Source organism: Streptomyces sp. CB01881, from assembly GCF_002953255.1.
Lineage (GTDB): Bacteria > Actinomycetota > Actinomycetes > Streptomycetales > Streptomycetaceae > Kitasatospora.
Window position 1 is genome coordinate 5,563,280 of the sequence record NZ_CP026498.1, and the last position, 25,868, is coordinate 5,589,147.

Consider the following 25,868-nt stretch of genomic DNA (forward strand, 5'->3'; position numbering starts at 1 on the left):
CGACCACCGCCCAGGGCGCGGCGTCCGGCGAGTTCCTGCGCGAGATCCACCGTCTGCTGCTCGGCGAGAACGGCTTCTACGACGAGATCTTCGAGTCCCTGCGGATCCCGTACGAGCCGGTCCGCTGGGCGACCGACGTCGCCACCACCCACGACGACGAGGTCAACAAGACCGCGCGCGTCATCGAGCTGATCCACTCCTACCGGGTCCGCGGCCACCTCATGGCCGACACCGACCCGCTGGAGTACAAGCAGCGCAAGCACCCCGACCTGGACGTCACCACGCACGGCCTCACCCTGTGGGACCTGGAGCGCGAGTTCGCGGTCGGCGGCTTCGGCGGCCAGCGGATGATGAAGCTGCGCGACATCCTCGGCCTGCTGCGCAACACGTACTGCCGCACCGTCGGCATCGAGTACATGCACATCCAGGACCCGAAGCAGCGCAAGTGGCTGCAGGAGCGCCTGGAGAAGCCGTACACCAAGCCGGAGCGCGAGGAGCAGCTGCGGATCCTCCGCCGCCTGAACTCGGCTGAGGCCTTCGAGACCTTCCTGCAGACCAAGTACGTCGGGCAGAAGCGCTTCTCGCTGGAGGGCGGCGAGTCCCTCATCCCGCTGCTGGACGCCACCATCGACGCCGCCGCCGAGCACCGCCTGGACGAGGCCGTCATCGGCATGGCCCACCGCGGCCGCCTCAACGTGCTGGCCAACATCGTCGGCAAGCCGTACGGCAAGATCTTCGGCGAGTTCGAGGGCAACCTCGACCCGAAGTCGATGCACGGCTCCGGCGACGTGAAGTACCACCTCGGCTCCGAGGGCACCTTCACCGGCCTGGACGGCGAGACCATCAAGGTCTCGCTCGCCGCGAACCCCTCCCACCTGGAGGCCGTGGACCCGGTCGTCGAGGGCATCGTCCGCGCCAAGCAGGACGTCCTGGACCAGGGCGGCACGACCTTCCCGGTGCTGCCGATCCAGATCCACGGCGACGCGGCCTTCGCCGGCCAGGGCGTCGTCGCGGAGACGCTGAACATGTCGCAGCTGCGCGGCTACCGCACCGGCGGCACGATCCACCTGGTGGTCAACAACCAGGTCGGCTTCACCGCCGCCCCGGCGTCCTCGCGCTCCTCGATGTACTGCACCGACGTGGCCCGGATGATCGAGGCCCCGATCTTCCACGTCAACGGCGACGACCCGGAGGCCGTGGTCCGCGTCGCGCGGCTCGCCTTCGAGTTCCGCCAGGCGTTCCACAAGGACGTCGTGATCGACCTCATCTGCTACCGCCGCCGCGGTCACAACGAGGCCGACAACCCGTCGTTCACCCAGCCGCTGATGTACGACCTGATCGACAAGAAGCGCTCGGTGCGCAAGCTGTACACCGAGGGCCTGATCGGTCGCGGCGACATCACCATGGAAGAGGCGGAGCAGGCGCTCCAGGACTTCCAGGGCCAGCTGGAGAAGGTCTTCGCCGAGGTCCGCGACGCCGCCCAGGCGCCGGCGCCGACCGCCAACGGCAAGCCGCAGGCCGACTTCCCGGTCAACATCCAGACCGGCATCTCCCAGGAGATGGTCAAGCGGATCGCCGCCTCGCAGGTCAACCTGCCGGACTGGCTGACCGTCCACCCGCGTCTGCTGCCGCAGCTCCAGCGCCGCGCCGCCTCGGTCGAGGACAACACCATCGACTGGGCCATGGGCGAGACCCTCGCCATCGGCTCGCTGCTGATGGAGGGCCACCCGGTCCGCCTGGCCGGCCAGGACAGCCGCCGCGGCACCTTCGGCCAGCGGCACGCGGTGCTGATCGACCGCAACAGCGGCGAGGACTACACCCCGCTGCTGTACCTGACCGAGGACCAGGCCCGCTACACCGTGTACGACAGCCTGCTGTCCGAGTACGCGGCGATGGGCTTCGAGTACGGCTACTCGCTGACCCGCCCGAACGCGCTGGTCATGTGGGAGGCGCAGTTCGGCGACTTCGTCAACGGCGCGCAGACCATGGTGGACGAGTACATCGCCTCCGCCGAGCAGAAGTGGGGCCAGCACTCGGGCGTCACCCTGCTGCTGCCGCACGGCTACGAGGGCCAGGGCCCGGACCACTCGTCCGCCCGCCCGGAGCGCTTCCTGCAGATGTGCGCGCAGGACAACATGACGGTCGCGATGCCGACCCTGCCGTCGAACTACTTCCACCTGCTGCGCTGGCAGGCGCACAACCCGCACCACAAGCCGCTGATCGTCTTCACCCCGAAGTCGATGCTGCGCCTGAAGGCCGCGGCGAGTGCGACGGAGGAGTTCCTGTCCGGCTCGTTCCGCCCGGTCATCGGTGACACCACCGTCGACCCGGCGAACGTCCGCAAGGTCGTCATCACCGCCGGCAAGTTCTACTACGACGTGGAGGCGGCCCGCACCGAGCGCGGCGTCACCGACACCGCGATCGTCCGGGTCGAGCGGCTCTACCCGCTGCCGGTGGCCGAGCTCCAGGAGGAGCTGGCCAAGTACGGCGACGATGTCCAGTTCGTCTGGGCGCAGGAGGAGCCGGCCAACCAGGGTGCCTGGCCGTTCATCGCGATGAACCTGGTCGACCACCTGCAGGTCGTCGTCGGCCGCAGCGCCAACGGCTCGCGGCTGCGCCGCGTCGCCCGCACGGCCTCCTCGGCCCCGGCGGTCGGCTCGGCCAAGCGCCACGCCGCCGAGCAGCAGGCGCTGCTGGAGGAGATCTTCACGATCTGACGCCCCGGCGTCCCGGCGCTCCGGCGCCCCGCTCCAAGGCCCCGGCCCCCGTGCACACCGCGCGGGGGCCGGGGCCTTCGCGCTGTCACGGGCTCCACGATGACGCCATGCCAAGGTCGCAGCTCTGCAACCAAAACGGCACGGAAATGCGCGCCTGCCTGACGGGTCGATAGGTTATGCCTCGCCAGACCGCCGCCCGGACGCCCGTCATCGCGCCCGCGGCCGGCCGATGACCTCACCGCTCTCCCAGGGGGATCACCGCATGACCGCCGACGCACCACGGGACGCCGCCTCCGCACCGCTCCCGCCGGTCTTCCAGCCGCTCCACCCGGACGACCCGCGGGAGGTCGGCGGCTACCGGCTGTTCGCCCGGCTCGGTGCCGGCGGCATGGGCCGGGTCTACCTCTCGTACACCCCCGGCGGCCGGCCGGTGGCGCTCAAGGTGGTCCGCCCGGAGTTCGCCGAGGACGGCGAGTTCCGCCGCCGGTTCGCCCAGGAGGTCACCAACGCCCAGCGCATCCACGGGCTCTACACCGCCCAGGTGATCGACTCCGGCCTGGACGCGGACGCCCCCTGGCTGGTCACCGCGTACGTGCCGGGCCCGTCCCTCCAGCAGGTGGTGCGGGAGAACGGCGCGCTGCCGGTCCGCACCGTGCTGCTGCTGATGGGCGGCATCGCCGAGGCGCTCCAGGCGATCCACAGCGTCGAGGTGGTGCACCGCGACCTCAAGCCGGCCAACGTGCTGGTGGCCGGCGACGGCCCGCGCGTGATCGACTTCGGCATCGCCCGGGCCGCCGACGCCACCGCGCTGACCGGCACCGGCTACCGGATCGGCTCGCCCGCGTTCATGTCCCCGGAGCAGGCCCAGGGCCGCACGGTCACCCCGGCCACCGACGTCTTCGCGCTCGGCGCGCTGGCCGCGTACGTGGCCGGCGGCGCCCCACCGTTCGGCGACGGCCCGGACACCGCGGTGCTCTACCGGGTGGTGCACGAGCAGCCCGAGCTGGACGCCGTCCCGGCCGACCTGCGCGAGCTGATCCTGCGCTGCCTGGCCAAGTCCCCCGAGGACCGGCCCAAGCCCGCCGAGATCATCGAGATCGCCCGCAACCACCCGTCGGTCGGCGGGCAGCTCCGGTTCACCGACGACTGGCTGCCCAAGCAGGTCAACACCGAGATCACCCGCCGCTCGGACCTGCCGAAGACCCCGCCCACCCCGCTGCCGGCCGCCCCGGCCGCTCCCCCGGCCCCGGCCGGGCCGCCCACCGCTCCCCCGCAGCCGACCCACCCGGCGACCGCCGTCTCGTACGCCGCCCCGCAGCCGCCGGTCACCCCGCCGGCCGGCTTCACCCCGCCGCCGCTCGGCGCGTACGGCGCCCCGCAGCCCGCCACCGAGGCCCCGACCGGGCCGGTGCTGCCCTCGCCGCCGACCGTGCAGCTGCGCCAGGAGCCGCCGTCCTACGACACCCCGCCGCCCGGCCCGGTGGTGACGGACACCAAGGCGGCCGCGCCCGAGCCGAGGCGCAAGGGCGTCTCCTGGAAGGTCCTGCTGAGCGTCGCCCTGGTGATGGCGGTCGGCGGCACCGTCGGCGGTGTGGTGCTGGTGAAGCAGCTGGACGACAAGAAGGGCGACGACAAGGCGAACACCGCCCAGCAGAGCCCGGCGAACCAGCCCCAGCCCGCGCCCACCCAGAGCGCGCCCGCCACGACCGCGCCGTCGCAGACCGAGGATCCGTCGCCGACCGCGGCCAAGAGCACCGGCCCCTCGAAGTCCGCCTCGCCCACCACCTCGCCCACCGCCTCGCCCACCACCTCGGCGACCCGCCCGCCGAAGTACGGGGAGATCTACAAGGACCAGGTGCTCACCATCCCGCCGAACGCCAACTACGAGTTCGACCTCAAGAACGGCAAGGTCGTCCCCACCGGCACCGCGGACTGGAAGGTCGGCACGTACGGCGCCGAGTTCCGGCTGAGCGACAAGAGCGACGCCTACATCGCCAAGGACAACAACCCGATCACCCCCGAGTCCTGCGCGAGCGGCATCGACCGCGAGCCGGCCGCCAACTTCAAGTTCGACAACCTCCCGGTGGACCGCCAGTTCTGCGTCCGCCAGCGGGCCACCGGTTCGATCGTCGTGCTGAAGGTGGTCAAGCTCGGTGACAGCGACGGGGCGGCGACCCTCTCGCTGACCTACTACCGCAACGACGGCTGACCGCCCCGGACTATCCTGACCAGGTCGAATCCCCACCGGACCGGAGCGAACCGTGTACTTCACCGACCGCGGCATCGAGGAGCTGGAGAGCCGGCGCGGCGACGAGGAGGTCACCTTCGAGTGGCTGGCCGAGCGCCTGCGCGAGTTCGTCGACCTCAACCCCGACTTCGAGATCCCGGTCGAGCGGCTGGCCACCTGGCTGGCCCGGCTCGACGACGAGGACGACGAGTGACGCGGTAGACCAACGACGCACCAAGGACGGGCCCGGGAGGCATGCCTCCCGGGCCCGTCCTCGTGCTCCCCGTAGGGGGCGTCTCCGGGTCGTCTCCGGGTCCCCCTCGGGGACGGATTCCCTTGACTTCGCCGTCACGCGATATATCGTCTTTAGAGGAGAACGCGATACATCGCGAGTCACAACGGGAGGCGGCAGAGATGAGCCAGTGGACGCTTGAGGGGCCCGACCGGATCACCATCGACGAGGAGGTCCGGACGCTCCAGGTGCGGACCGTCGACGGCACGGTGAACGTGGTCGCCGCCGAGGGACCGGCCCACCTGGAGGTCACCGAGCTGAAGGGCGAGCCGCTCCACGTCACCCTGGTCGACGGCGTGCTGACGGTCACCTACCAGGACCTCAGCAGCTGGAGCGACTTCGGCGACGTGCTGAAGTCGGTGAACTCCGTGAAGGGCTTCCTCTCCTCGTTCAAGCACAAGCGGGTCGCCGCGGTCACCCTGACCGTGCCGGCCGCCACCGAGGTCAAGGTCGGCACCGTCTCGGCCGACACCACCGTCTCCGGCTTCTCCGAGCACGTCTCGGCGCAGACGGCCAACGGCGACGTCACCCTGGTCGGCCTGGCGGGCCGGACGTCCGCCAACACCGTCACCGGCGACGTCGACGCCCAGTCGGTGGCCGGGCAGCTCAAGCTGAACACCGTCTCCGGCCGGCTCACCGTGGTCGCCGGCACGGCCGACAAGGTGCAGGCCAACGCCGTCACCGGCGCGGTCACCCTGGACCTCGACGTGGCCACCCCGACCGACATCAAGGTCAGCACGGTCAGCGGCCCGGTCGGCGTCCGGATCCCCTCGCTGGCCGACACCAAGGTCGAGGCCGGCACCAACAGCGGCGACATCTCCAGCACCTTCGAGCAGCTGAAGGTCAGCGGCACCTGGGGCGCCAAGCGGCTCTCCGGCCAGCTCGGCGAGGGCAAGGGCAGCCTCGCGGTGACCACCGTCTCCGGCGCCGTCACCGTGCTGCACCGCCCCGACGCGGAGGAGGACGGCCCGGCGGTCGTCAAGGAGCTGCCGGCCGGCCCCGACCTCGGCAAGGGCCCCGACCTCACCAAGGAGGCCTGACATGAGCCCGGTCTTCGGCCACGGCCGACTCCGGCTCTACCTGCTGAAGCTGCTCGACGAGGCCCCGCGGCACGGCTACGAGGTGATCCGCCTCCTGGAGGAGCGCTTCCAGGGCCTGTACGCGCCCTCGGCCGGCACCGTCTACCCGAGGCTCGCCAAGCTGGAGCAGGAGGGCCTGGTCGCCCACAGCACCGAGGGCGGCCGCAAGGTCTACCGGCTCACCGACGCCGGCCGCGCCGAGCTGGCGGACCGTCAGGGCGAGCTGGACGAGCTGGAGCTGGAGATCCGCGACTCAGTGGCCCAGCTCGCCGGGGCGATCCGCGAGGACGTCCGGGACAGCGCCAAGGACCTCCGCGAGGAGCTGTGGGGCGCGGCGCAGAAGGCCAAGGCGGCGCCGAAGCCGGAGCCGGCCGAAGGCGGGGATCCGTGGGCGGGCCCCTGGGGGGACAAGGACGCCTGGCAGCGCGCCAAGGAGGAGTTCACCCAGTTCAAGCGGCAGGCCAAGGAGCAGGCCAAGCGCGCCAAGGAGCAGGAGAAGGCGGCCAAGGCCAAGGCGAAGGCCGCCGAGGAGGAGGCCCGCCGGCTGCGCGAGCAGTCCCGGGCGGCACGGACGGCGGCCCAGCAGGAGGCGCTGCGGATCAAGCGCCGGGTCGAGCAGCAGGTGCGCGACCACGCGGCCCGCGGGGACTGGCCGACCGGGCTGGCCGAGGGGCTCTCGGAGCTGACCAAGGGCCTGGCCGGGCTGGCCGACGCGGCCCGCTGGGGCCACCCGGCGGAGGACGCGGCGCCGTCCGCCGAGAAGATCACCGTCACCCGGATCGACCTGGACAAGGACGAGCCGGCCGGTGCCGCCCCGGCCGACCTGCCGGCGTGGACGGTCACCAACCCGGCCGGTGACCCGGCGCGGGAGCTGGAGCGACTGCTGGACCGCTTCCGCGACCAGGTCCGCGACGCGGCCCGCGACGGCGGCGTGACGGCCGACGGGCTGGCCGAGGCCCGCTCGGTGCTGGGCGCGGCCGGCGAGCGGCTGCGGCGGCTGCTGGGCTGAGTGCGCCACGGGCCCGGTACTCCTCGGCGGAGGAGTACCGGGCCCGTACGCGTCGGCGGGTCACCGGCGCACCCGGCCCGGGCTCACGGCGTGAGGACGATCTTCCCGAAGACGTCGCCCTTGGCGATCCGGGCGAACCCCTCCCGGGCCTCGGCCAGCGGCAGCACCGAGTCGATCACCGGCCGGACCCCGGCGGTGGCGCAGAGCGAGAGCAGCCCTGCCAGCTCCTCCTTGCTGCCCATGGTCGAGCCGACCACCTTGAGCTCCAGGAAGAAGATCCGGTTCAGCTCGGCGGCCTTCGGGCTGGGCCCCGAGGTGGCGCCCGAGATGACGATGGTGCCGCCGGGGCGCAGCGACTTCACCGAGTGCGACCAGGTGGCCGCGCCGACCGTCTCCATGACCGCGTCCACCCGCTCGGGCAGCCGGGCGCCGCTCTCGAAGGCGGCGTCGGCGCCGAGCCCGACGGCCCGGGCACGCTTGGCCTCGTCCCGCCCGGTGACCCAGACCCGCAGGCCGGCGGCCTTGCCGAGGACGATCAGCGCGGTCGCCACCCCGCCGCCGGCGCCCTGCACCAGGACGGTGTCACCGGGCCTCACCCCGGCGTTGGTGAAGAGCATCCGGTACGCCGTCAGCCAGGCCGTGGGCAGGCAGGCGGCCTCCTCGAAGGAGAGCTCGGCCGGCTTGGGCAGCAGGTTCCAGGTGGGGACGGCCACCCGCTGGGCGAAGGTGCCCTGGTACCGCTCGGTGAGGATGGAGCGCGGCTCGGCCGGTCCGACCCCGTGACCGGTCTGGCCGATCACCGAGTGGATCACCACCTCGTTGCCGTGCTCGTCGATGCCGGCGGCGTCGCAGCCGAGGATCATCGGCAGCTTCTCGGCGGGCAGGCCGACCCCCCGCAGCGACCAGAGGTCGTGGTGGTTGAGGCTGGCGGCCCGGACCGTGACCACGCTCCACCCGGGGCGCGCCTGCGGTTCGGGGAGTTCGCCCAACTCCAGCCCGCTCAGCGGGTCGTCGGCGTCGATTCGTGCGGCGTAGGCAGCAAACATGATCCGGACGATAGCCGCGACGACGCGGGCCCGGAACCACACGTCGGTGTGACGCGCGTCCCGGGCCCGAAGCCGTACGTGTGCTCAGCGGCGGGCGACGCCCTCGGCGCGGGCGGCCTCGGCCACGGCCTTGGTGACCGCCGGGGCGACCCGCTCGTCGAACGGGGAGGGGATCACCTTCTGCGGCGTCAGCTCGTCGGCGACCACGCCGGCCAGCGCCTTGGCGGCGGCGAGCTTCATGCCCTCGGTGATCCGGGTGGCCCGGACCTGAAGGGCTCCGGCGAAGATGCCGGGGAAGGCCAGCACGTTGTTGATCTGGTTCGGGAAGTCGCTGCGCCCGGTGGCGACGACCGCCGCGTACTTGTGCGCGACCTCGGGGTGGATCTCCGGGGTCGGGTTGGCCATCGCGAAGATGAACGCGCCCTGGGCCATGGTCGCCACGACGTCCTCCGGCACGGTGCCGCCGGAGACGCCGATGAAGACGTCGGCGCCGGCCAGCGCGTCGGCCAGCGAGCCCTTGACGCCGGTCCGGTTGGTCTGCGCGGCGATCTCGGCCTTGACGTCCGTGAGGTCCTCGCGGCCCTGGTGGACCACGCCGCGACGGTCGCAGACGGCGACGTCGCCGATGCCGGCGGCCACCAGCATCTTGGCGATGGCGATGCCGGCCGCGCCGGCGCCCGAGATGACGGCGCGCAGCGATCCGATCTCGCGGCCGGTCACCTTGGCGGCGTTCCAGAGCGCCGCGGTGGTGACGATCGCGGTGCCGTGCTGGTCGTCGTGGAAGATCGGGATGTCCAGGGCGTCCTGGAGCCGGCGCTCGATCTCGAAGCAGCGCGGGGCGGAGATGTCCTCCAGGTTGACGCCGCCGAAGGAGGGCGCCAGCCGGACGACGGTCTCGACGATCTCGTCCACCTCGGTGCAGGCGAGCGCGATCGGGACGGCGTCGACCCCGCCGAACTGCTTGAACAGGATGGCCTTGCCCTCCATGACGGGCAGCGAGGCCTCCGGGCCGATGTCCCCGAGGCCCAGCACGGCGGTACCGTCGGTGACGACGGCCACCGTGTTGGACTTCCAGGTGTAGTCGTTCACCAGCTCGGGCTGCTCGGCGATGGCCGTGCAGACCCGGGCGACACCCGGGGTGTAGGCGAGGGACAGGTCGTCCGCGTCGCGCACCGGGACGGTCGCCCGGATCTCCATCTTGCCGCCGCGGTGGAGCGCGAAAACGGCGTCGACCGGATCGTCGGTCTCCTGGGTGCTGCTGTGGATGATCTCCGCTGCCACGATGACCTCTTCGTCATTGATCAGCGAGGGACGAGGCCGACGGGCGGACGACCCGGCGGAAACTCGAAACCGGGTACGCCGAAGCGGACCCGGGGAGAGCGGGGTCGGGGCGCTGCCGTCGGGGCCGCGCCCTCGGGATGAGGGATTTTCTTTCCAGTTGTCTGCGCTGTGCTTCCGGGCTGAGCGTAGGTCGGACGACGGCATCGCACCTATGCCTTTTCGTCCAACGTCATGCGCTTTTTTTCATTGACTGTGTTGCACCTTGACGGCACCTGGCGTCGGAAGCACCTGGCCCCGGTGGCGGCAGTCGTGCGCGCACACGCACCCGCAGGAGTGAACGCAGACACGGAGGGGAGCCGGTGCCCCGGATACGGAGTCCGCGTCGTGGACTTCCGTTCCTGTGCACCCCGAGCCTGTCTCGACTCGGCGGTCTGGGTTCGATCGTCGGGGGTCACCCGGTACCAGATTCTGACACACCCGCCGCCGGGCCTGGCAGGGCGGGATGGGAGGATCCGTTGTTCCGCCATCTCGCGTACACCCCCGCGACGCTGCGGCGACACCACGTCCCTCCCACAGGAGCACCTCATGCACCACCGTGCCCACCCGCGACGAACGGCCACCGCCGCCCTCACCCTGGCGACCGCCGGAGCCCTGCTGCTGACCGGCTGCGGCAGCGGCGGCTCAGACGAGCAGGCCTCGAAGGACCCGGTGCAGGTGGTCCGCGCCAAGGTTCCGAAGGCCCAGCGCTCCGCCGGCGTGCTCCGGGTCGGCTCGGACCTGAACTACACGCCGGTGGACTTCCGGGGCGCCGACGGCAAGCCGGACGGTCTCGACCCGGACATCGCCAACGGCCTCGGCAAGATCCTCGGCCTGCGGATCGAGATCGTCGACACCCCGTTCGACAAGCTGATACCGGACCTGCACGCCAAGCAGTTCGACGTGGCGATGTCCGCGCTGAGCGACATCCGCGCGCGCCGCGAGGGCGTCGACGACGGCGGCAAGCAGACCGACCCGGGCGTCGACTTCGTGGACTACTTCATCGCCGGCTCCTCGATCACCGTCCCGAAGGGCAACCCCAAGGGCATCCACACCCTGGACGACCTCTGCGGCCGGACCGTCGCGGTGCAGCAGGGCACCACCCAGGACGAGATCGTCGCCCGCCAGGTCACGGCCTGCTCCCGGTTGAACAAGCCGCTCACCGTGCACAAGTTCGACAGCGACGCCAAGGCGCTGGCCGAGGTCGCCTCCGGCGCGGCGGTGGCCGGTCTCAACGACTTCCCCGTGGCGGCCTACGCGGCGAAGACGACCGACGGCGGCAACCGCTTCGAGGTCACCGGCGCGCAGTCCAAGTCCAACCCGTACGGGATCGCGCTGCGCAAGACCGACACCGAGCTGCGGGACGTGCTGTCCAAGGCGGTGGACGAGCTGATCCGCAGCGGCGAGTACGACAAGATCCTCGCCAAGTGGAACGTCAGTGCGGGCGCGGCCCAGAACGCCGTGGTCAACGGCGGGATCTGAGCCCCGCGAACCGGGCGGGCCGGGCGGATCCGGGCGGGATCCGGCCCCGGCCCGCGCGGGCGGACCAATCCCCCCGGGTCCTCGGGCGGGCCTCCGGGCGGAGCGCGGGGGGATCTGCATACTTATACGCAGGGTGACAGGGACACGGTATTCGTCCGAATAGCGGACAGTGTGACCCCTCGTTATCCGATTTTGATCTGAATGAGGCCCCCCGACCGTCATCAGATGGCAGGATTCCCCCCATCTCGGATCGAGCCGGCCACTGGTCGAGGCGGTTCGATCGACGTCCACCTCGGCGGAGGGTGGCGGAAGCAGTACCTGGCACCACCTGCGCGCCCCCTGCCCAGGCCATGCACGACCGGCTCTGCCCGTACGACGACGTACAGCGAAATACCACCCGTACAGCGCCGTACGGCCTGCTGTCCCGGTGTGCCGCTCCCCCGCGGCGCGCTCCGCCCGACCTCTCCCTCAGGAGGAGATCCCCCTCATGACCGCCCGTACCCAGCGCACCCGCCTCCTCGCGGCCGGCGCGGTAGTCGCGTCCGTCTCCCTCGTCCTGACCGCCTGCGGCAGCAGCAAGTCCTCCTCCGGCGCCTCCGGCTCCGCGACCGGCACCGTGCCCGCGGTCAGCGCCAACCCGTCGCTCGCCGCGATGGTGCCGGCCGACGTGAAGTCCGCCGGCAAGCTGGTCGTCGCCGCCGACGCCTCGTACGCGCCCAACGAGTTCCAGGACGCCTCGGGCAAGATCATCGGCATGGACGTGGACCTGGCCAACGCCATCGGGCAGAAGCTGGGCCTGGCCGTCGACGTCCAGAACTCGCCGTTCACCGCGATCATCCCCGGCATCGCGGCCAACAAGTTCCAGCTGGGCATGAGCTCCTTCACCGACACCAAGGAGCGCGAGGCCACCGTCGACATGGTGACCTACTTCCTCGCGGGCACCAGCGCGGCGGTCAAGAAGGGCAACCCGGACAAGATCGACATCAACAACCTGTGCGGCAAGAAGATCGCCGTCCAGACCGGCACCACCCAGGCCGACTCCATCAAGGACACCATCAACCCGGCCTGCGTCGCGGCCGGCAAGCCCCCGGTGCCGAACGACGGCGACAAGTTCGACCTGCAGACCGACGTGACCCAGGCAGTGGTCTCCGGCCGCGACCAGGTCATGCTGGCCGACTCCCCGGTCATCGACTACGCGATCAAGCAGACCAACGGCCAGCTGGAGCAGCTCGGCTCGGTCGAGGGCAAGGCCCCCTACGGCGTCGTGCTGGCCAAGGGCGCCGCGCTCACCCCGGCCGTCCAGGGCGCCGTCCAGTCGCTGATGGACGACGGCACCTACAAGGCGATCCTGGAGAAGTGGGGCGTCCAGGCCGGCGCGATCGACAAGTCGGTCGTCAACGGCGCCACCAGCTGACCCCTCACCAGTTCCCCACCCCCCTGAGGCCACTGTGAACACTTCCGATCAGGGGAAGGTGAGTCCGGGGCGGCCTGAGTCCTTCAAGGCCGTCCCGGTCCGCCACCCCGGCCGGTGGGCGGGAGCCGTCGTCGTCGCGCTCCTCGCGGCGATGCTGCTCCACGCCCTGATCTTCAATCCCGCGTTCCAGTGGGATGTCGTCAACACCTACCTCTTCGATTCCAGCATCCTGCACGGCCTCGGCGTCACCCTGGAGCTCACCGCGCTCTCGATGGTGATGGGCGTGGTCGGCGGCATCATCCTGGCGGTGATGCGGCTGTCGCCGAACCCGCTGCTCTCCGGCACCGCCTGGTTCTACATCTGGGTCTTCCGCGGCACTCCCGTGCTGGTCCAGCTGGTCTTCTGGAACTTCCTGGGCGCGCTCTGGCCGACGCTGTCGATCGGCATCCCGTTCGGGCCGGAGTTCTGGTCCGAGTCGACCAACAAGCTGATCCCCGTCTTCACCGCGGCCCTGCTGGGCCTCGGCCTCAACGAGGCCGCCTACATGGCGGAGATCGTCCGCGGCGGCATCCAGTCGGTGGACGAGGGGCAGTCCGAGGCCTCCCACGCGCTCGGCATGAGCCGCTTCGCGACCATGCGCCGGATCATCCTGCCGCAGGCCATGCGGGTGATCATCCCGCCGACCGGCAACGAGACCATCTCGATGCTCAAGACCACCTCGCTGGTCAGCGTCATCGCCCTGGAGGAGCTCTTCCGGGCCGGGCAGAACATCTACTCCCGCACCTTCCAGACCATCCCGCTGCTGATCACCGTCAGCCTCTGGTACCTCTTCCTGACCTCCGTGCTGACCATCGGCCAGTACTACGTCGAGCGGTACTACGCTCGTGGTACCACCCGGACGCTGCCGCCGACTCCGCTGGAGCGGCTGCGCCGGCTGTTCGCGGGCAAGCCCGTCCCGAAGGCCAAGAACGACGTGGTCCCGGGGATCGAGGGAGGTAGCCACCAATGACCGACCTGAGCAAGCCCCCGGTCCCCGGCCACCCGATGGTGCAGGCCGAGGGCGTCCGCAAGTCGTACGGCCTCGTCGAGGTGCTCAAGGGCATCGACCTGGAGGTCAAGCAGAACGAGGTGTTCGTCCTCGTCGGGCCGTCCGGCTCCGGCAAGTCGACCTTCCTGAGGTGCATCAACCACCTGGAGAAGATCAACGGCGGGCTGCTGTCCGTCGACGGCGAGCTGGTCGGCTACCGGCGCAAGGGCGACAAGCTCTACGAGCTCAAGGACCGCGAGGTCGCCCTCAAGCGCCGCGACATCGGCATGGTCTTCCAGCGCTTCAACCTGTTCCCGCACATGACCGCCATAGAGAACATCACCGAGGCTCCGGTGCAGGTCAAGGGCGAGAGCAAGGCGGACGCGCGGGAGCGCGGCATGGCCCTGCTGGAGCGCGTGGGCCTCGCCGAGAAGGCGAAGAGCTACCCGTCCCAGCTCTCCGGCGGCCAGCAGCAGCGCGTCGCGATCGCCCGCGCGCTGGCCATGAAGCCCAAGCTGATGCTCTTCGACGAGCCCACCTCGGCGCTCGACCCGGAGCTGGTCGGCGAGGTGCTGGACGTCATGCGCGGCCTCGCCGAGGAGGGCATGACGATGATCGTGGTCACCCACGAGATGGGCTTCGCCCGCGAGGTCGGCGACGCCCTGGTGTTCATGGACGGCGGCGTGGTGGTCGAGTCCGGCAACCCGCGCGACGTCCTCACCAACCCGCAGCACGAGCGCACCCGCGCTTTCCTGTCCAAGGTGCTCTGAGCGCACCTCCAGTCGGCGCCCGGCAGGCCCGTCCTGCCGGGCGCCGACGTTTTCCCCACCCGGGTAATAGGCTGGAAGCAGTCAGCCCGTTACCAACTCTGGAAGGACCACCGTGGAGCTCGCCTCGTACGCCGATCTGGCCGTCCGGCTGGTGAACACCGAGGAGCCCGAGCGCGGCACCGATTCGCTGACCTCGGTGGACGCGGTGCGCGCGCTGTTCTCGGACTCGTCACGGGCCGCCGCGCTCGCCGACGAGTCGGACCTGCCCCGGCTTCGGGCCGTCCGCACCCGGCTGCGCGGGGTGTTCGAGGCCGCCGCCGAGGGCGACGAGGTCCGCGGCGTCGACCTGCTGAACAGCCTGCTGATGGAGTACCCGGTCAGCCCGCTGGTCTCCGGGCACGACTACCTGGACGACGCCGGGCGGCCGCGCTGGCACCTGCACCTCGCCGAGAACTCGCCGACCGCCACCGCGCACTTCAGCGCCGTCGCCTGTATGGGACTGGCGGTCCACCTGACCGAGCTGGGCGCCGACCGGCTCGGCATCTGCCAGGCCGCGCCCTGCCGCAACGCCTACCTGGACACCTCCACCAACCGCTCTCGGCGGTACTGCTCCGACCGCTGCGCCACCCGCGCCAACGTCGCCGCGTACCGGGCCCGCAAGCGGCAGGAGGCCCAGGACGCGGCGACGCTCGCCGGGCAGGGCTGACCGGGGCCGGCCCCGGGGCTAGAGGGCGTCCGGATCGGCCCAGACGCCGAGCCGGCGGGCCAGCCCCGGCACCCGGGCCAGCGGGGCGGTGAGCAGCAGCCGCTCCAGCCGCCGGCCCGGGGCCAGCCAGGCCGGGCGCGGGCGCAGCCGCAGCAGCACCCGGCCGAGCACCAGCTCGTCCGGGACGGCGCCGTAGCTGCGGCTGTCACTGTCGACCGGCCGGTTGTCGGAGAGCAGCCACCAGCCCTGCGGGCGCCGCTCGGCGGCCCGCTTCACCACCAGCAGGTTCTGCTGGAAGGGGTGGCGGAAGACCACCACCGCGCCGGGCCGGATCCGCGCGCCGTAACGGACCAGCAGCTGGTCGCCCTCGCGCAGGGTCGGCACCATCGAGGGCCCCGCCACATCGATCAGCCCGAACGGTGCGCCACCCCCCGGGGTGCCGCCCTCCGGTTCCGCCATCCGCGCCACGACTCCTCCTCCCGGCCCGCCCGGTCCCAGTCTGCCGTACGGACCGTCACCCGCCGATGTCCGGATTGGCCCGTTTCCGGCTCGGCCTTTTGCCCTAGGCCCACCGCCCGATCGCGAAACCCCGAGGCCGGAAGGGTAATCTCAGCCGCGGGAAGACGATCTAAGGAAGGACTCCCATGTTCTCTCGTCTGTTTGCACCGCGCGCCACCGCCCACGCCCACTGCGACCTGCCCTGCGGCGTGTACGACCCCGCGCAGGCCCGGATCGAGGCCGAGTCGGTGAAGGGCACCCAGGAGAAGTACCAGGCCAACGAGGACCCGGCGTTCCGCACCCGTGCCCTGATCATCAAGGAGCAGCGCGCCGAGGCGGTCAAGCACCACATCTCCGTGCTGTGGAGCGACTACTTCAAGGCCCCGCACTTCGAGAAGTACCCGCAGCTGCACCAGCTGATCAACGACACCCTGAAGGCCGCCTCGGCCGCCAAGGCGTCGACGGACCCGGCCACCGGCCAGGCCCTGCTCGACCTGATCGCCGAGGTCGACAAGATCTTCTGGGAGACCAAGCAGGCCTGATCCCCGGTCAGCCTCCGCCGTCCGCCCCCGTCCGCACCGCCGGACGGGGGCGGTCGCGTTTCCCGGCCCGCCCGGCAAGCCGGCCGCACGGACCTGAGCCGACCCGACCCGAGCTGACCCGACCCGCCCGGGTAAGGGTTGCCTCGCCTAACTACCTGTTATGCTGCCAGGATGTCCCGCGGGGGAAGCCGGTGCGAATCCGGCGCTGACCCGCAACGGTAAGCGGAGCCCCGTGCCCGCGAGCCCGATCGCCCCGGGACGCTGACCTCCCGACAACTCGCCGCGGACTGCGAGGGGATGGCGCTCCGGCATCCCCTGCGGCCCCGGTGCGCCGCCCCGCGACGCCCGCGGCCCGAGGCGAAGGCGCGCCCCCGTGAGCGAGCGAACGACCGAGCGGTGCACGAGGTGGTCGGCATGGGCCGGCTGCCGCACCGCGGCGGCTTCGCCCGCCCCGCCGACGGGGACGACGCGCGGTGCACCGCCGCGCTGCACCGGGTGGGCGCCGGGCACCTGGCGCAGCGCGGCTTCCTGAGCCTGTCCGGCGGCGAGAAGCAGCGGGTGCTGATCGCCCGCGCACTGGTCCAGGAGCCGCGGCTGCTGGTGCTGGTGCTGGTGCTGGTGCTGGACGAGCCCACCAACCACCTGGACATCGCCCACCAGCTGGAGGTGCTGGCGCTGGTCCGGGAGGCCGGGCCGACGGTGCTCACCGCGCTGCACGACCTCAACCTGGCGGCCGGCCACTGCGACCTGCTGTACGTCATCGCGGCCGGCCGGATCGTCACCTCCGGGGCACCCGCCGAGGTGCTCCGGCCCGCGCTGCTGGCCGAGGTGTTCGGCGTCCGCGCGACCCCGGTGCGGCACCCGGACACCGGTGCCGTCCAGCTGCTCTTCGGCCGACTCCGCTGACCCGAACTCCGAGGATCCCCCGTGCGTACCAAGGCCGTTGCCCCCGCCGCCCTGCTCACCCTCACGCTGACCGCCTGCGGCGCCGAGATCGCCCCCGCCGGGGACGCCGCCATCGAGGCGGCCGCCGGCCCGGCCCACTACCCGGTGACCGTCGACAACTGCGGCACCAAGGTCACCTACCGGCAGAAGCCGGCCCGGGCGGTGAGCAACGACGTCGGCATCACCGAGCTGCTGCTGGCGCTCGGCGTCGCCGACCGGATGGCCGGCTACGTGATGCCCGACGACAAGGGCCGGGTCGACCAGGTGGCCTGGAAGGACGGCTACCAGCAGACGAAGTGGCTCTCCAAGCAGCAGATCACCAAGGAGATCGTGCTGGAGGCCAGGGCCGACCTGGTCTTCGCCGGCTGGCACTACGGCTTCAGCGAGGCCGACGGCTTCACCCCGCAGGCGCTGGCCGGCCTCGGCATCGGCTCCTACGTGCTCACCGAGTCCTGCCGCAGCGGCAAGGGCCAGGAGCGCGGCGTGATGTCCCCGCTGGACGCGCTCTACACCGACCTGGCCAACCTGGGCGAGATCTTCGGCGTCCGCGACCGGGCCGACCGGCTGATCGACGGGTTCAGGGCGCAGGTCGCGGCCGTGCCGCAGCCCGGGCGCCGGCCGCGGGTCTTCCTCTACGACAGCGGCGAGGACAAGCCGTACACCTCGGGGAGGTTCGCCGCGCCGGAGGAGATCATCACCAAGGCCGGCGGGACCAACGTGATGGGCGACGTCGCCGACTCCTGGACCACCGTCGGCTGGGAGAGCGTCGTGCAGCGCGACCCCGAGGTGATCGTGATCAACAACTACGGCGCCACCGACGCCGGGGCGAAGGCGAGGTTCCTGAAGTCCTTCCCGCCGCTCGCGGGCGTCTCCGCGGTCCGCAACGACCGGATCTTCGTCCTGGACTGCGTCGACCTGGTGGAGAGCCCGCGCAGCCCGGCCGCGATCACCGCCCTCGCGGCGTACCTGCGCGGCGTCACGGCCGGCTGAGGACGGCCCGGGGGGACGGCCGGGCGGCGGCGCGCGGCGGGCGTAGGCTCGGAGGTACGAGCCGACGGAACCGACCGGAGGAGCGAGAAGATGACCACCATGGCCGCGTCGTCCGCCTTCGACACCGCGGCGCTTCGCGAGGGCATCGAGCGCGCCGACGCCGACGCCCTGCTGGCGCTGTACGCGGACGACGCCGAACTGCGCATGGTCGACCGCAAGACCCAGCCCAGCCACCCCCTGGTGATGCACGGCCGGGACGAGATCGGCGCGATGCTGGCCGACGTCTACGGCCGGGAGATGACCCACCGGCTGGAGCAGGTGGTGCTCCAGGGCGACCACGTGGCCTTCCTGGAGTCCTGCCGGTACCCCGACGGTGTCCGGGTGCTGGTCAGCTCGGTGGCCGACCTGCGGGACGGCCGCATCGTCGACCAGACCTCGATCCAGGCCTGGGACGAGAACGAGCAGTCCAAGTAGGCTCGTAGCATGATCCGCACAGCCCGAGTCACCGATGTCCCGGTCATCCACGCCATGATCCGCGAACTCGCGGAGTACGAGAAGGCCCTCCACGAGGCGGTGGCCACCGAGGAACAGCTGCGCGACGCGCTGTTCGGCGCCAACCCGGCGCTGTTCGGCCTGATCGCCGAGGACGACACCACCGGCGAGCCGGTCGGCTTCGCGCTCTGGTTCCTCAACTTCTCGACCTGGCGCGGGACTCACGGGATCTACCTGGAGGACCTCTACGTCCGCCCGGAGGCCCGTGGCGGCGGCCACGGCAAGGCGCTGCTGCTGGAGCTGGCGCGGATCGCCGTCGAGCGCGGCTACTCGCGGGTGGAGTGGTCGGTGCTGGACTGGAACGAGCCCTCGATCAACTTCTACAAGTCGCTCGGCGCGGTGCCGATGCACGGCTGGAGCGTCTTCCGGCTCACCGACGAGGCGCTCACCGCCGTCGGCACCCGCTGACCCCCGGGCGCACGTCCGGGAGCCCGGCCGGGGGTCCGGCCGCGGATTTCCGGGCGGTGGCGTCCGACCGCTGACACCCTGTGTCGCGAGGGCCTACCATGAGTGACTCCCGCACCGGGGACAAAAGCGGTAACGTCTCGTGCGGATGCGCGGCGTCCGGCCACCCTCGGAGGGGTATGACCGGTACGTACCGCACCACCCCTCTGGACAGTTGGGGCGAAGCAGTTGAGCCAAGCAACAGACAGTGCCGCGGCCACCGGCCCGGAAGCACAGCGCGTCACCCAGGAGGTGAGGGTGTCCCAGATCGACGGCGAGCCCGGAGTGCAGGACTTCGTGGAGGTCCGGCTGCCCGCGGCGGGGGCCTACCTCTCGGTGCTGCGAACAGCGACGGCGGGGCTGGCGGCCCGGCTGGACTTCACGCTGGACGAGATCGAGGACCTCCGCATCGCGGTGGACGAGGCGTGCGCCATCCTGCTCCAGCAGGCGGTGCCCGGCTCGGTCCTCTCCTGCGAGTTCCGCTTGGTGGGCGACTCGCTGAAGGTCATCGTCTCCGCCCCGACCACGGACGGCCGGGCCCCGGAGCGGGACACCTTCGCCTGGACGGTGCTCTCCGCGCTGGCCGGCGAGGTGGAGTCCTCCGTCGGCGAGGACAAGACCGTGTCGATCAGCCTGCACAAGAAGCGCGGCGGGTCCACCGCCCATTAGGTCCGCCACAGCAGCACCGAACAAGGGCCGTCCGCCCGGCACCCCACCCGGGCCGGCGGGCGGCTCCCGGTACCGCCCTACACGCGGTACGACCGACATGACGGAACCGGGACCGCCCCAAGGTCCCGGTGCTCCCGGAACGGAACGGGGGAATGGCCGTGAGTGATCTGGACCGTACCGGCCTCGCGACGGCGGGCCCTGCCGTACCGACCCAGGCGAGCGTTCCCGGCCTCGCCTCCAACGACGAAGCGCACCCGAAGGACGCCCACCGGATGAGCCAGCCGACCGAGCCGACGTCCGAGCCGACGTCCGACCCGTCGCAGACACCCCCGCCCCCGCCGTCCTCCGAGGACCAGGCGGCCGGCGAGGCGCTGCGCGGTGCGGTGCCGGCCCAGGCCCCGCACCGATCGGGTGCGCCGGACCGCGAGGCGGCCCGGGCACTGTTCGTCCGGCTGTCCGCGCTGCCCGAGGGCTCCCCGGAGCGCGTCGAGCTGCGCAACCAGCTGGTGCGCATGCACATCCCGCTGGTCGAGCACCTGGCCCGGCGGTTCCGCAACCGCGGCGAGCCGCTGGACGACCTGACCCAGGTCGCCACCATCGGCCTGATCAAGTCGGTGGACCGGTTCGACCACGAGCGCGGGGTCGAGTTCTCCACCTACGCGACGCCGACCATCGTCGGCGAGGCGGCACTTCCGCGACAAGGGCTGGGCGGTCCGGGTACCGCGCCGGCTCCAGGAGCTGCGGCTGTCGCTGACCACGGCGACCAGCGAGCTCTCCCAGCGGCACGGCCGCTCCCCCACGGTGCACGAGCTGGCGGAACACCTGGGGATCTCCGAGGAGGACGTCCTGGAGGGCCTGGAGTCCGCCAACGCGTACTCCACGCTGTCGCTGGACGTGCCGGACAGCGACGACGAGTCGCCGGCCGTCGCGGACACCCTGGGCGCCACCGACGAGGCACTGGAGGGCGTCGAGTACCGCGAGTCCCTCAAGCCGCTGCTGGCCCAACTCCCGCCCCGGGAGCAGAAGATCCTGGTATTGCGGTTCTTCCGGAACATGACGCAGTCCCAGATCGCCGCCGAGGTGGGCATCTCGCAGATGCACGTCTCCCGGCTGCTCGCCCGCACGCTGGCCCAGCTGCGCGAGAAGCTCCTCGTGGAGGAGTAGGACCGACGGCCGCCCCGGCGGCCGTCCTCGGCCCCGGCCCTCTGTGCTCAGCCCTCGTGCGGAGCGTAGAGGGCCGTCGTCGACTTCGGGCTGAGCAGGGCGCCGATGCCGGCCAGCCCGAGCAGGCCGACCAGGGCGCCCACCCCGATCATCACGCCGCCGCTCTTCAGCATGTAGTACGCGACCGGCAGGCAGAGCGAGTTGGTCAGCACCGCCGGGCTGCGGCCCCAGCGCCGGCCCCGGAGCAGCGCGCGGGAGGCGAGCAGCGGCAGCACGCCGAGCAGCACGATCACCAGGCCGCCGAACTCGTTGAGGGCGAGCTGCTTCGACTGGCCGGACAGCGCGGCCACCATGTCCCAGACGCCGGTGACGGCCAGCGCGGCGCCCTCCAGGGCGGTGATGGCGGCGCCCACGGTCAGGGCCGCCGGCCGGTCGGGGCCGGGCACGGGTGCGGGTGCGGAGGATTCTGCGGTCACTCCAGCAGGGTAGCCGCCGGTTGGTCCGTACCGACCCGTAGGCTGAGCACATGCGCGCTCTCCTGGTCGTCAACCCGAAAGCGACCACCACCAGTGGCCGCACCAGGGATGTCCTGATCCACGCCCTGCGCAGCGACCTCAAGCTGGAGGTGGCGCAGACGGAGTACCGCGGCCACGCCCGCGACCTGGCCCGCGAGGCGGCCGAGGACGGCACCGTCGACCTGGTGGTGGCACTCGGCGGCGACGGCACGGTCAACGAGGTCGTCAACGGACTCCTGGCGCACGGCCCGGGCGAGAAGCTCCCCCGGCTGGCCGTGGTACCCGGCGGGTCGACCAACGTGTTCGCCCGCGCGCTGGGCCTGCCCAACGACCCGGTGGAGGCCACCGGCGCCCTGCTGGACGCCCTGGACAACCGCCGCGAGCGGCCGATCGGCCTGGGCAAGGCGATGACCGAGGGACTGCCGGACCGGTGGTTCACCTTCACGGCCGGCCTGGGCTTCGACGCCGGTGTGGTCGGGCGGGTGGAGGAGCAGCGCAGAGCGGGGCGCAAGTCCACCCACGCGCTCTACGTCGGGCAGGCGCTCCGGCACTACATCACCCAGCGTGAGCAGCGCCGGTCGGGCCCGGTCACCCTGCAACTGCCGGGCCGCGAGCCCGTGCCGGGCCTGGTGATGACCATAGTCAGCAACACCTCGCCGTGGACGTTCCTGGGCAACCGCCCCGTCTACCCCTCGCCGCTCGCCTCCTTCGACACGGATCTCGACGTCTTCGGCATCACCCGGATGACGGCGTTCGGCACGGCTCGAACGGTCCGTCAGATCCTGCGGTCGCACAGCCCTTCGAGCGATGGGACGGCACCTGCCGGCCCGTCCGGCAAGCACGTCGTCTCCTATCACGACGCCCGCCACTTCACCTTGGTTTCACAGGAACCGGCCCCATTTCAGGTCGATGGGGACCACCTTGGAGACAGGAGTCGCGTCAGTTTCACAGGCGTACGGCGGGCACTGCGTGTGATTGTGTGACCGGAAGAGGGGTTCACCCTTCTTCTCGAACGCACAAGCCCCCTTCACTCCATGGAAGTACTGGCTGTGAGCTAGGCGACACCGAAGAATCAAAAATTCCTCCCTGAAGGGGGTTGTATCCGGGCCCGAGGTTTGCGAACCTCTACATGGCGATCGGGACACATCGCAGCGACGGCAACCTCAGACCCTGACGGGGGCCGACCGCGGAGTGTCCCTCGAATCGCCGAATCCCTCCCCAGCACAGACCACCCGGGCCCGGCGGGCCTTTGGTCTCTTTTGCTGTTGCGGGATTCGTGAAAGCGTTCACATTCACAAGCCATCGATTGTGCCGACCGGGCAACCCCCGCGGCAGGAGGAGTTGGACGAGCATGGACTGGCGCCACCGCGCTGTCTGCCGCGAAGAGGACCCGGAGCTGTTCTTCCCGATCGGGAACACCGGTCCTGCTCTGCTGCAGATCGAGGAAGCCAAGGCCGTGTGCCGCCGCTGTCCGGTCATGGAGCAGTGCCTGCAGTGGGCGCTCGAGACCGGCCAGGACGCCGGCGTCTGGGGCGGTATGAGCGAGGACGAGCGTCGCGCGATGAAGCGCCGTGCTGCCCGCAACCGCGCCCGCACCGCCTGATCACACGCCGTAGCACCAGCAGTGACCGCAGTGCCGATCAACACATGATCAAGGGCTTCCCTGCACTTCCTGGTGAAGCCTTCCGTACAAAGGACCTTGCTCGACACGGTCCTGCGACACCGAGCCGCCCAGGCACTTGATACTGTTCACGGAGAGCAATATTGTGGAGCTGAGGCGCTCACCGTGTGCAACGCACCGGTGAGGTGCCGCACCACCCAGAGCCCCCGTTCCGGCCGACTCCCCCCGACGGCCGGAACGGGTTGAGAGGCCCTGTCGACCCACCCCCCCCCGGTCGACAGGGCCTCGTTTCTGTTTTCCGGCCCGTGACGGTTGTGCGAGGGTGCGGGGCCGGCGCTTTCACCGGACACACGCCCCTCGCACACCTCGGTGCACCCCAACAGTCCGCCGAGGACGATGACGGACCCGGGGCCCGCCCCGGCGGACCGCGGCGGACCTCAGCGGACCGGGATCTCCAGGACCACCTTGGTGCCGCCGTCCGGCCCCGCCACCATGTCGAAGGTGCCGCCCAGCTCGCCGGTGGCGAGCGTCCGGACGATCTGCAGCCCGAGGTTGCCCGCCTGCTGCGGGTCGAACCCCTCCGGCATGCCCTTCCCGTCGTCCTGCACGGTGATCAGCAGGTACTCCTCCGGCCTGGCCCCGCCGTTCCAGCTGTCCGACCAGCCCATGCCGGTGGCCGGCGCCCGCCCGCGCAGCGCGGAGACCTCCAGGTTCCCGGAGGCGGTCGGGCCGAAGGCGTGCTCCAGGGCGTTCTGCAGCAGCTCGGTCAGCACCATCGCCAGCGGCGTCGCCACCTCGGCGGAGAGGATGCCGAAGCTGCCGCTGCGGCGGGTCGCCACCCGGCCGTCCTGGGACAGCTCCACCACCATCGCCAGCACCCGGTCGGCGATCTCGTCGAAGGCGACCTGCTCGTCCAGCGCCTGCGAGAGCGTCTCGTGCACGATCGCGATCGAGCCGACCCGGCGGACCGCCTCGTCCAGCGCGGCCCGGCCGGCGTCCGAGTCCATCCGGCGGGACTGCAGCCGCAGCAGCGCGGCCACCGTCTGGAGGTTGTTCTTCACCCGGTGGTGGATCTCCCGGATGGTGGCGTCCTTGGTCATCAGCTCGCGGTCGCGCCGGCGCAGCTCGGTGACGTCCCGGCAGAGCACCAGGGAGCCGGTCAGGGTGCCCTTGGGCTTCAGCGGGATGGCCCGCAGGGTCACCACCCCGCCCTGCACCTCGACCTCCGTCTGCCGGGGCGCCCAGCCGCTCGCCAGCTTCACCAGCGCCTCGTGCACGGCCGAGCGCGAGGGCGGGACCAGCTCCGCGGTGGCGCGGCCGAGGTGGCTGCCGACCAGGTCGGTGGTGAGGCCGAGGCGGTGGTAGGCGGAGAGCGCGTTGGGGCTGGCGTAGGTGACGATGCCGTCGGCGTCCAGCCGGATGAGGCCGTCGCCGACCCGGGGCGCGGCGTCCATGTCGGTCTGCTCGACGCCGGGGTACGGGAAGGCGCCGGCGGCGATCATCTGGGCCAGGTCGGAGGCGCTCTGCAGGTACGTGAGTTCGAGCCGGCTGGGGGTGCGGACGGTCAGCAGGTTGGTGTTGCGGGCGATCACGCCGAGCACCTTGCCCTCGCGGCGCACCGGGATCGACTCGACCCGGACGGGCACCTCCTCGCGCCACTCCGGGTCGCCCTCGCGGACGATCCGGCCCTCGTCGAAGGCGGCGTCCAGCAGCGGGCGGCGGCCGCGCGGGACGAGGTGGCCGACCATGTCGTCCTGGTAGGAGGTGGGGCCGGTGTTGGGCCGCATCTGGGCGACCGAGACGTACCGGATGCCGTCCCAGGTGGGGATCCACAGGACCAGGTCGGCGAAGGACAGGTCGGAGAGCAGCTGCCACTCCGAGACCAGCATGTGGAGCCACTCCACATCGGCACCGGTCAGGGTGGTGTGGCGGCGGACGAGTTCGTTGAGCGAGGGCACATGGCGAGGGTAGCTCCAGACCCGGCGCGCGGGCCTGTCGCACCCGCCCGCGCCGCCGGTCCGCACCCCCTCCCGAAGTTGTCCAGACCAATTTTCGAAGCCCCCTGGACAAGCCAGATTGGTCTAGTCCACAATGAAAGGGCACCAAGGAGAGGCCCCCCGCGCAACTGCCCTGACCCGCGCGAGGCCCCTCCTCGGTCGGACGCCGCCGAGCGAGGACCCCGCACAGTTCTCGGTCGACCACGGTGCCCGACGACAGCTCCGGGCTGCGGTGCCGCATGGGTTGAGGGTCCCGTGTCGGCGCCGTGGCCCGTAGTGCTTTCCGCGCCCGACGACAGCTCCGGGCTGCGGTGCCATGGGCCCCTCCTGTCCGCCGGCGGGCAAGGAGGGAGGGTTGAGGGTCCCGTGTCGGCGCCGTGGCCCGTAGTGCTTTCCGCCTCCGGGCGGGTGGTGCGACCAGGCCCCTTCTCCGCCGCTCAAACGCCGAACCCCCGTCCACAACCTGCGGACGGGGGTTCGGCGTTGCGCGCTCGGCGCCGGTGCGGCGTCAGTGCGTCTCGGTGACCTTCGCCAGGGCGCGGGGGGCGTCCGGGTCCTGGCCGCGGGCGATGGTGACCTCGTAGGCCAGCTGCTGGAGCGGCAGGATCTCCAGAATGGTCTGGACCTCCTCGGGCACACCGGCCGGCAGCGCGAAGCCTGCGGAGGCGGCGTCCACCTGCGCCTGCTGGCCGATGACCACCAGGTCCGCACCACGGCCGCGCAGGCGGTCCAGGACCGGCTGCAGGGCCTCGCCGCCCTTGCCGTCCGGGACGATCGCGATGACCGGGGAGACGTTGTCCACCATGGCCAGCGGGCCGTGCAGCAGGTCGGCGCCGGAGAACGGG

Annotated in this window: 22 protein-coding genes, 3 pseudogenes and 1 riboswitch; of the genes and pseudogenes, 19 read left to right on the forward strand and 6 right to left on the reverse strand. The window is 71.5% G+C overall.

Going from position 1 to position 25,868, the window contains the following annotated elements; translation table 11 throughout:
- The 5 genes from C2142_RS14040 to C2142_RS14060 form a co-directional block, all read left to right on the forward strand.
- Window positions 1-2,717 (forward strand): multifunctional oxoglutarate decarboxylase/oxoglutarate dehydrogenase thiamine pyrophosphate-binding subunit/dihydrolipoyllysine-residue succinyltransferase subunit (locus C2142_RS14040; protein WP_241002569.1); only part of this gene is annotated, 2,717 nt, incomplete at its 5' end.
- Between the two features lie 262 nt (window positions 2,718-2,979).
- Complete coding sequence (locus tag C2142_RS14045; RefSeq protein ID WP_194235780.1) at window positions 2,980-4,926, forward strand: serine/threonine-protein kinase; 1,947 nt, start codon at window positions 2,980-2,982, stop codon at window positions 4,924-4,926.
- Between the two features lie 52 nt (window positions 4,927-4,978).
- The gene (locus C2142_RS14050; RefSeq protein ID WP_030235677.1) at window positions 4,979-5,158 is read left to right on the forward strand and encodes a DUF6104 family protein; all 180 of its coding nucleotides are present in this window, start codon (window positions 4,979-4,981) and stop codon (window positions 5,156-5,158) included.
- A 200-nt stretch (window positions 5,159-5,358) separates the two neighbouring features.
- Entirely contained in the window at window positions 5,359-6,276 is a 918-nt protein-coding gene (locus C2142_RS14055) for a DUF4097 family beta strand repeat-containing protein (RefSeq protein WP_148642955.1), read from the forward strand.
- Window position 6,277: 1 nt separating this feature from the next.
- Window positions 6,278-7,324 carry a PadR family transcriptional regulator gene (locus C2142_RS14060; protein WP_148642956.1) on the forward strand — a complete coding sequence of 349 codons (1,047 nt, stop codon included), beginning with the start codon at window positions 6,278-6,280 and terminating at the stop codon, window positions 7,322-7,324.
- 83 nt (window positions 7,325-7,407) lie between these two features.
- On the opposite strand, the gene C2142_RS14065 is transcribed toward C2142_RS14060, so the two are convergent.
- Both C2142_RS14065 and C2142_RS14070 read right to left on the reverse strand, forming a co-directional pair.
- A complete protein-coding gene (locus tag C2142_RS14065; protein WP_148642957.1) occupies window positions 7,408-8,370 on the reverse strand; it encodes a zinc-binding dehydrogenase in 963 nt (320 codons plus the stop codon).
- An 84-nt stretch (window positions 8,371-8,454) separates the two neighbouring features.
- On the reverse strand, window positions 8,455-9,651 hold the full coding sequence (locus C2142_RS14070; RefSeq protein WP_148642958.1) for an NADP-dependent malic enzyme: 1,197 nt from the start codon (window positions 9,649-9,651) through the stop codon (window positions 8,455-8,457).
- A 585-nt stretch (window positions 9,652-10,236) separates the two neighbouring features.
- Between C2142_RS14070 and C2142_RS14075 the strand changes: the two genes are divergently transcribed.
- The 5 genes from C2142_RS14075 to C2142_RS14095 all read left to right on the forward strand — a co-directional run bounded on the left by C2142_RS14075 (window position 10,237) and on the right by C2142_RS14095 (window position 15,086).
- Window positions 10,237-11,169, forward strand: coding sequence for an ABC transporter substrate-binding protein (locus C2142_RS14075; protein WP_148642959.1), 933 nt, complete (start codon window positions 10,237-10,239; stop codon window positions 11,167-11,169).
- A gap of 487 nt (window positions 11,170-11,656) precedes the next feature.
- On the forward strand, window positions 11,657-12,583 hold the full coding sequence (locus tag C2142_RS14080; RefSeq protein ID WP_148642960.1) for an ABC transporter substrate-binding protein: 927 nt from the start codon (window positions 11,657-11,659) through the stop codon (window positions 12,581-12,583).
- Window positions 12,584-12,617: 34 nt separating this feature from the next.
- Complete coding sequence (locus C2142_RS14085) at window positions 12,618-13,592, forward strand: amino acid ABC transporter permease (protein WP_241002570.1); 975 nt, start codon at window positions 12,618-12,620, stop codon at window positions 13,590-13,592.
- Window positions 13,589-14,380 carry an amino acid ABC transporter ATP-binding protein gene (locus C2142_RS14090; protein ID WP_277347255.1) on the forward strand — a complete coding sequence of 264 codons (792 nt, stop codon included), beginning with the start codon at window positions 13,589-13,591 and terminating at the stop codon, window positions 14,378-14,380. Before C2142_RS14085 ends, C2142_RS14090 begins: the two co-directional genes overlap by 4 nt.
- Window positions 14,381-14,492: 112 nt before the next feature.
- Complete coding sequence (locus C2142_RS14095) at window positions 14,493-15,086, forward strand: CGNR zinc finger domain-containing protein (RefSeq protein ID WP_148642961.1); 594 nt, start codon at window positions 14,493-14,495, stop codon at window positions 15,084-15,086.
- An 18-nt stretch (window positions 15,087-15,104) separates the two neighbouring features.
- On the opposite strand, the gene sodX is transcribed toward C2142_RS14095, so the two are convergent.
- Entirely contained in the window at window positions 15,105-15,545 is a 441-nt protein-coding gene (gene sodX, locus C2142_RS14100; protein ID WP_148642962.1) for a nickel-type superoxide dismutase maturation protease, read from the reverse strand.
- 185 nt (window positions 15,546-15,730) lie between these two features.
- Between sodX and sodN the strand changes: the two genes are divergently transcribed.
- The 7 genes and pseudogenes from sodN (at window position 15,731) to C2142_RS14135 (ending at window position 20,890) form a co-directional block, all read left to right on the forward strand.
- A complete protein-coding gene (gene sodN, locus C2142_RS14105) occupies window positions 15,731-16,126 on the forward strand; it encodes a superoxide dismutase, Ni (protein ID WP_063347853.1) in 396 nt (131 codons plus the stop codon).
- A 152-nt stretch (window positions 16,127-16,278) separates the two neighbouring features.
- A riboswitch (cobalamin riboswitch) is annotated at window positions 16,279-16,397 on the forward strand.
- A 125-nt stretch (window positions 16,398-16,522) separates the two neighbouring features.
- Window positions 16,523-17,032 (forward strand): annotated as a pseudogene (locus C2142_RS14110) (ABC transporter ATP-binding protein); the annotation flags it as partial.
- Between the two features lie 21 nt (window positions 17,033-17,053).
- Window positions 17,054-18,061, forward strand: coding sequence for an ABC transporter substrate-binding protein (locus C2142_RS14115; RefSeq protein WP_148642964.1), 1,008 nt, complete (start codon window positions 17,054-17,056; stop codon window positions 18,059-18,061).
- A 90-nt stretch (window positions 18,062-18,151) separates the two neighbouring features.
- On the forward strand, window positions 18,152-18,535 hold the full coding sequence (locus C2142_RS14120) for a nuclear transport factor 2 family protein (RefSeq protein WP_148642965.1): 384 nt from the start codon (window positions 18,152-18,154) through the stop codon (window positions 18,533-18,535).
- A 9-nt stretch (window positions 18,536-18,544) separates the two neighbouring features.
- Window positions 18,545-19,021: a GNAT family N-acetyltransferase gene (locus C2142_RS14125; RefSeq protein ID WP_148642966.1), complete on the forward strand. Its 477-nt coding sequence runs from the start codon at window positions 18,545-18,547 to the stop codon at window positions 19,019-19,021.
- Window positions 19,022-19,315: 294 nt separating this feature from the next.
- A complete protein-coding gene (locus C2142_RS14130) occupies window positions 19,316-19,726 on the forward strand; it encodes an anti-sigma regulatory factor (RefSeq protein WP_148642967.1) in 411 nt (136 codons plus the stop codon).
- Window positions 19,727-19,878: 152 nt separating this feature from the next.
- A pseudogene (locus tag C2142_RS14135) lies at window positions 19,879-20,890 on the forward strand (RNA polymerase sigma factor SigF).
- A gap of 47 nt (window positions 20,891-20,937) precedes the next feature.
- Here C2142_RS14135 and C2142_RS14140 read toward each other — a convergent pair.
- On the reverse strand, window positions 20,938-21,366 hold the full coding sequence (locus tag C2142_RS14140; protein WP_148642968.1) for a hypothetical protein: 429 nt from the start codon (window positions 21,364-21,366) through the stop codon (window positions 20,938-20,940).
- Window positions 21,367-21,416: 50 nt separating this feature from the next.
- Here C2142_RS14140 and C2142_RS14145 point away from each other — a divergent pair, with 50 nt between their 5' ends.
- Window positions 21,417-22,388, forward strand: a complete 972-nt coding sequence (locus C2142_RS14145; RefSeq protein ID WP_148642969.1) for a diacylglycerol kinase family protein — start codon at window positions 21,417-21,419, stop codon at window positions 22,386-22,388.
- Between the two features lie 368 nt (window positions 22,389-22,756).
- Window positions 22,757-23,008: a WhiB family transcriptional regulator gene (locus C2142_RS14150; RefSeq protein WP_014138019.1), complete on the forward strand. Its 252-nt coding sequence runs from the start codon at window positions 22,757-22,759 to the stop codon at window positions 23,006-23,008.
- A 455-nt stretch (window positions 23,009-23,463) separates the two neighbouring features.
- Here the strand turns inward: C2142_RS14150 and C2142_RS14155 are convergent, their stop codons facing one another.
- Window positions 23,464-24,984, reverse strand: a complete 1,521-nt coding sequence (locus C2142_RS14155) for a PAS domain-containing sensor histidine kinase (protein WP_148642970.1) — start codon at window positions 24,982-24,984, stop codon at window positions 23,464-23,466.
- Window positions 24,985-25,531: 547 nt separating this feature from the next.
- Window positions 25,532-25,868 (reverse strand): annotated as a pseudogene (locus C2142_RS39775) (glucosamine-6-phosphate deaminase); the annotation flags it as partial.

Coding starts and splice junctions, on each gene's coding strand:
- C2142_RS14045 (WP_194235780.1), top strand. CDS start 2,980: ATGACCGCCGACGCACCACGGGACGCCGCCTCCGCACCGCTCCCGCCG.
- C2142_RS14055 (WP_148642955.1), top strand. CDS start 5,359: ATGAGCCAGTGGACGCTTGAGGGGCCCGACCGGATCACCATCGACGAG.
- C2142_RS14060 (WP_148642956.1), top strand. CDS start 6,278: ATGAGCCCGGTCTTCGGCCACGGCCGACTCCGGCTCTACCTGCTGAAG.
- C2142_RS14065 (WP_148642957.1), bottom strand. CDS start 8,370: ATGTTTGCTGCCTACGCCGCACGAATCGACGCCGACGACCCGCTGAGC.
- C2142_RS14075 (WP_148642959.1), top strand. CDS start 10,237: ATGCACCACCGTGCCCACCCGCGACGAACGGCCACCGCCGCCCTCACC.
- C2142_RS14080 (WP_148642960.1), top strand. CDS start 11,657: ATGACCGCCCGTACCCAGCGCACCCGCCTCCTCGCGGCCGGCGCGGTA.
- C2142_RS14090 (WP_277347255.1), top strand. CDS start 13,589: ATGACCGACCTGAGCAAGCCCCCGGTCCCCGGCCACCCGATGGTGCAG.
- sodX (WP_148642962.1), bottom strand. CDS start 15,545: ATGGCGGAACCGGAGGGCGGCACCCCGGGGGGTGGCGCACCGTTCGGG.
- sodN (WP_063347853.1), top strand. CDS start 15,731: ATGTTCTCTCGTCTGTTTGCACCGCGCGCCACCGCCCACGCCCACTGC.
- C2142_RS14120 (WP_148642965.1), top strand. CDS start 18,152: ATGACCACCATGGCCGCGTCGTCCGCCTTCGACACCGCGGCGCTTCGC.
- C2142_RS14125 (WP_148642966.1), top strand. CDS start 18,545: ATGATCCGCACAGCCCGAGTCACCGATGTCCCGGTCATCCACGCCATG.
- C2142_RS14145 (WP_148642969.1), top strand. CDS start 21,417: ATGCGCGCTCTCCTGGTCGTCAACCCGAAAGCGACCACCACCAGTGGC.
- C2142_RS14150 (WP_014138019.1), top strand. CDS start 22,757: ATGGACTGGCGCCACCGCGCTGTCTGCCGCGAAGAGGACCCGGAGCTG.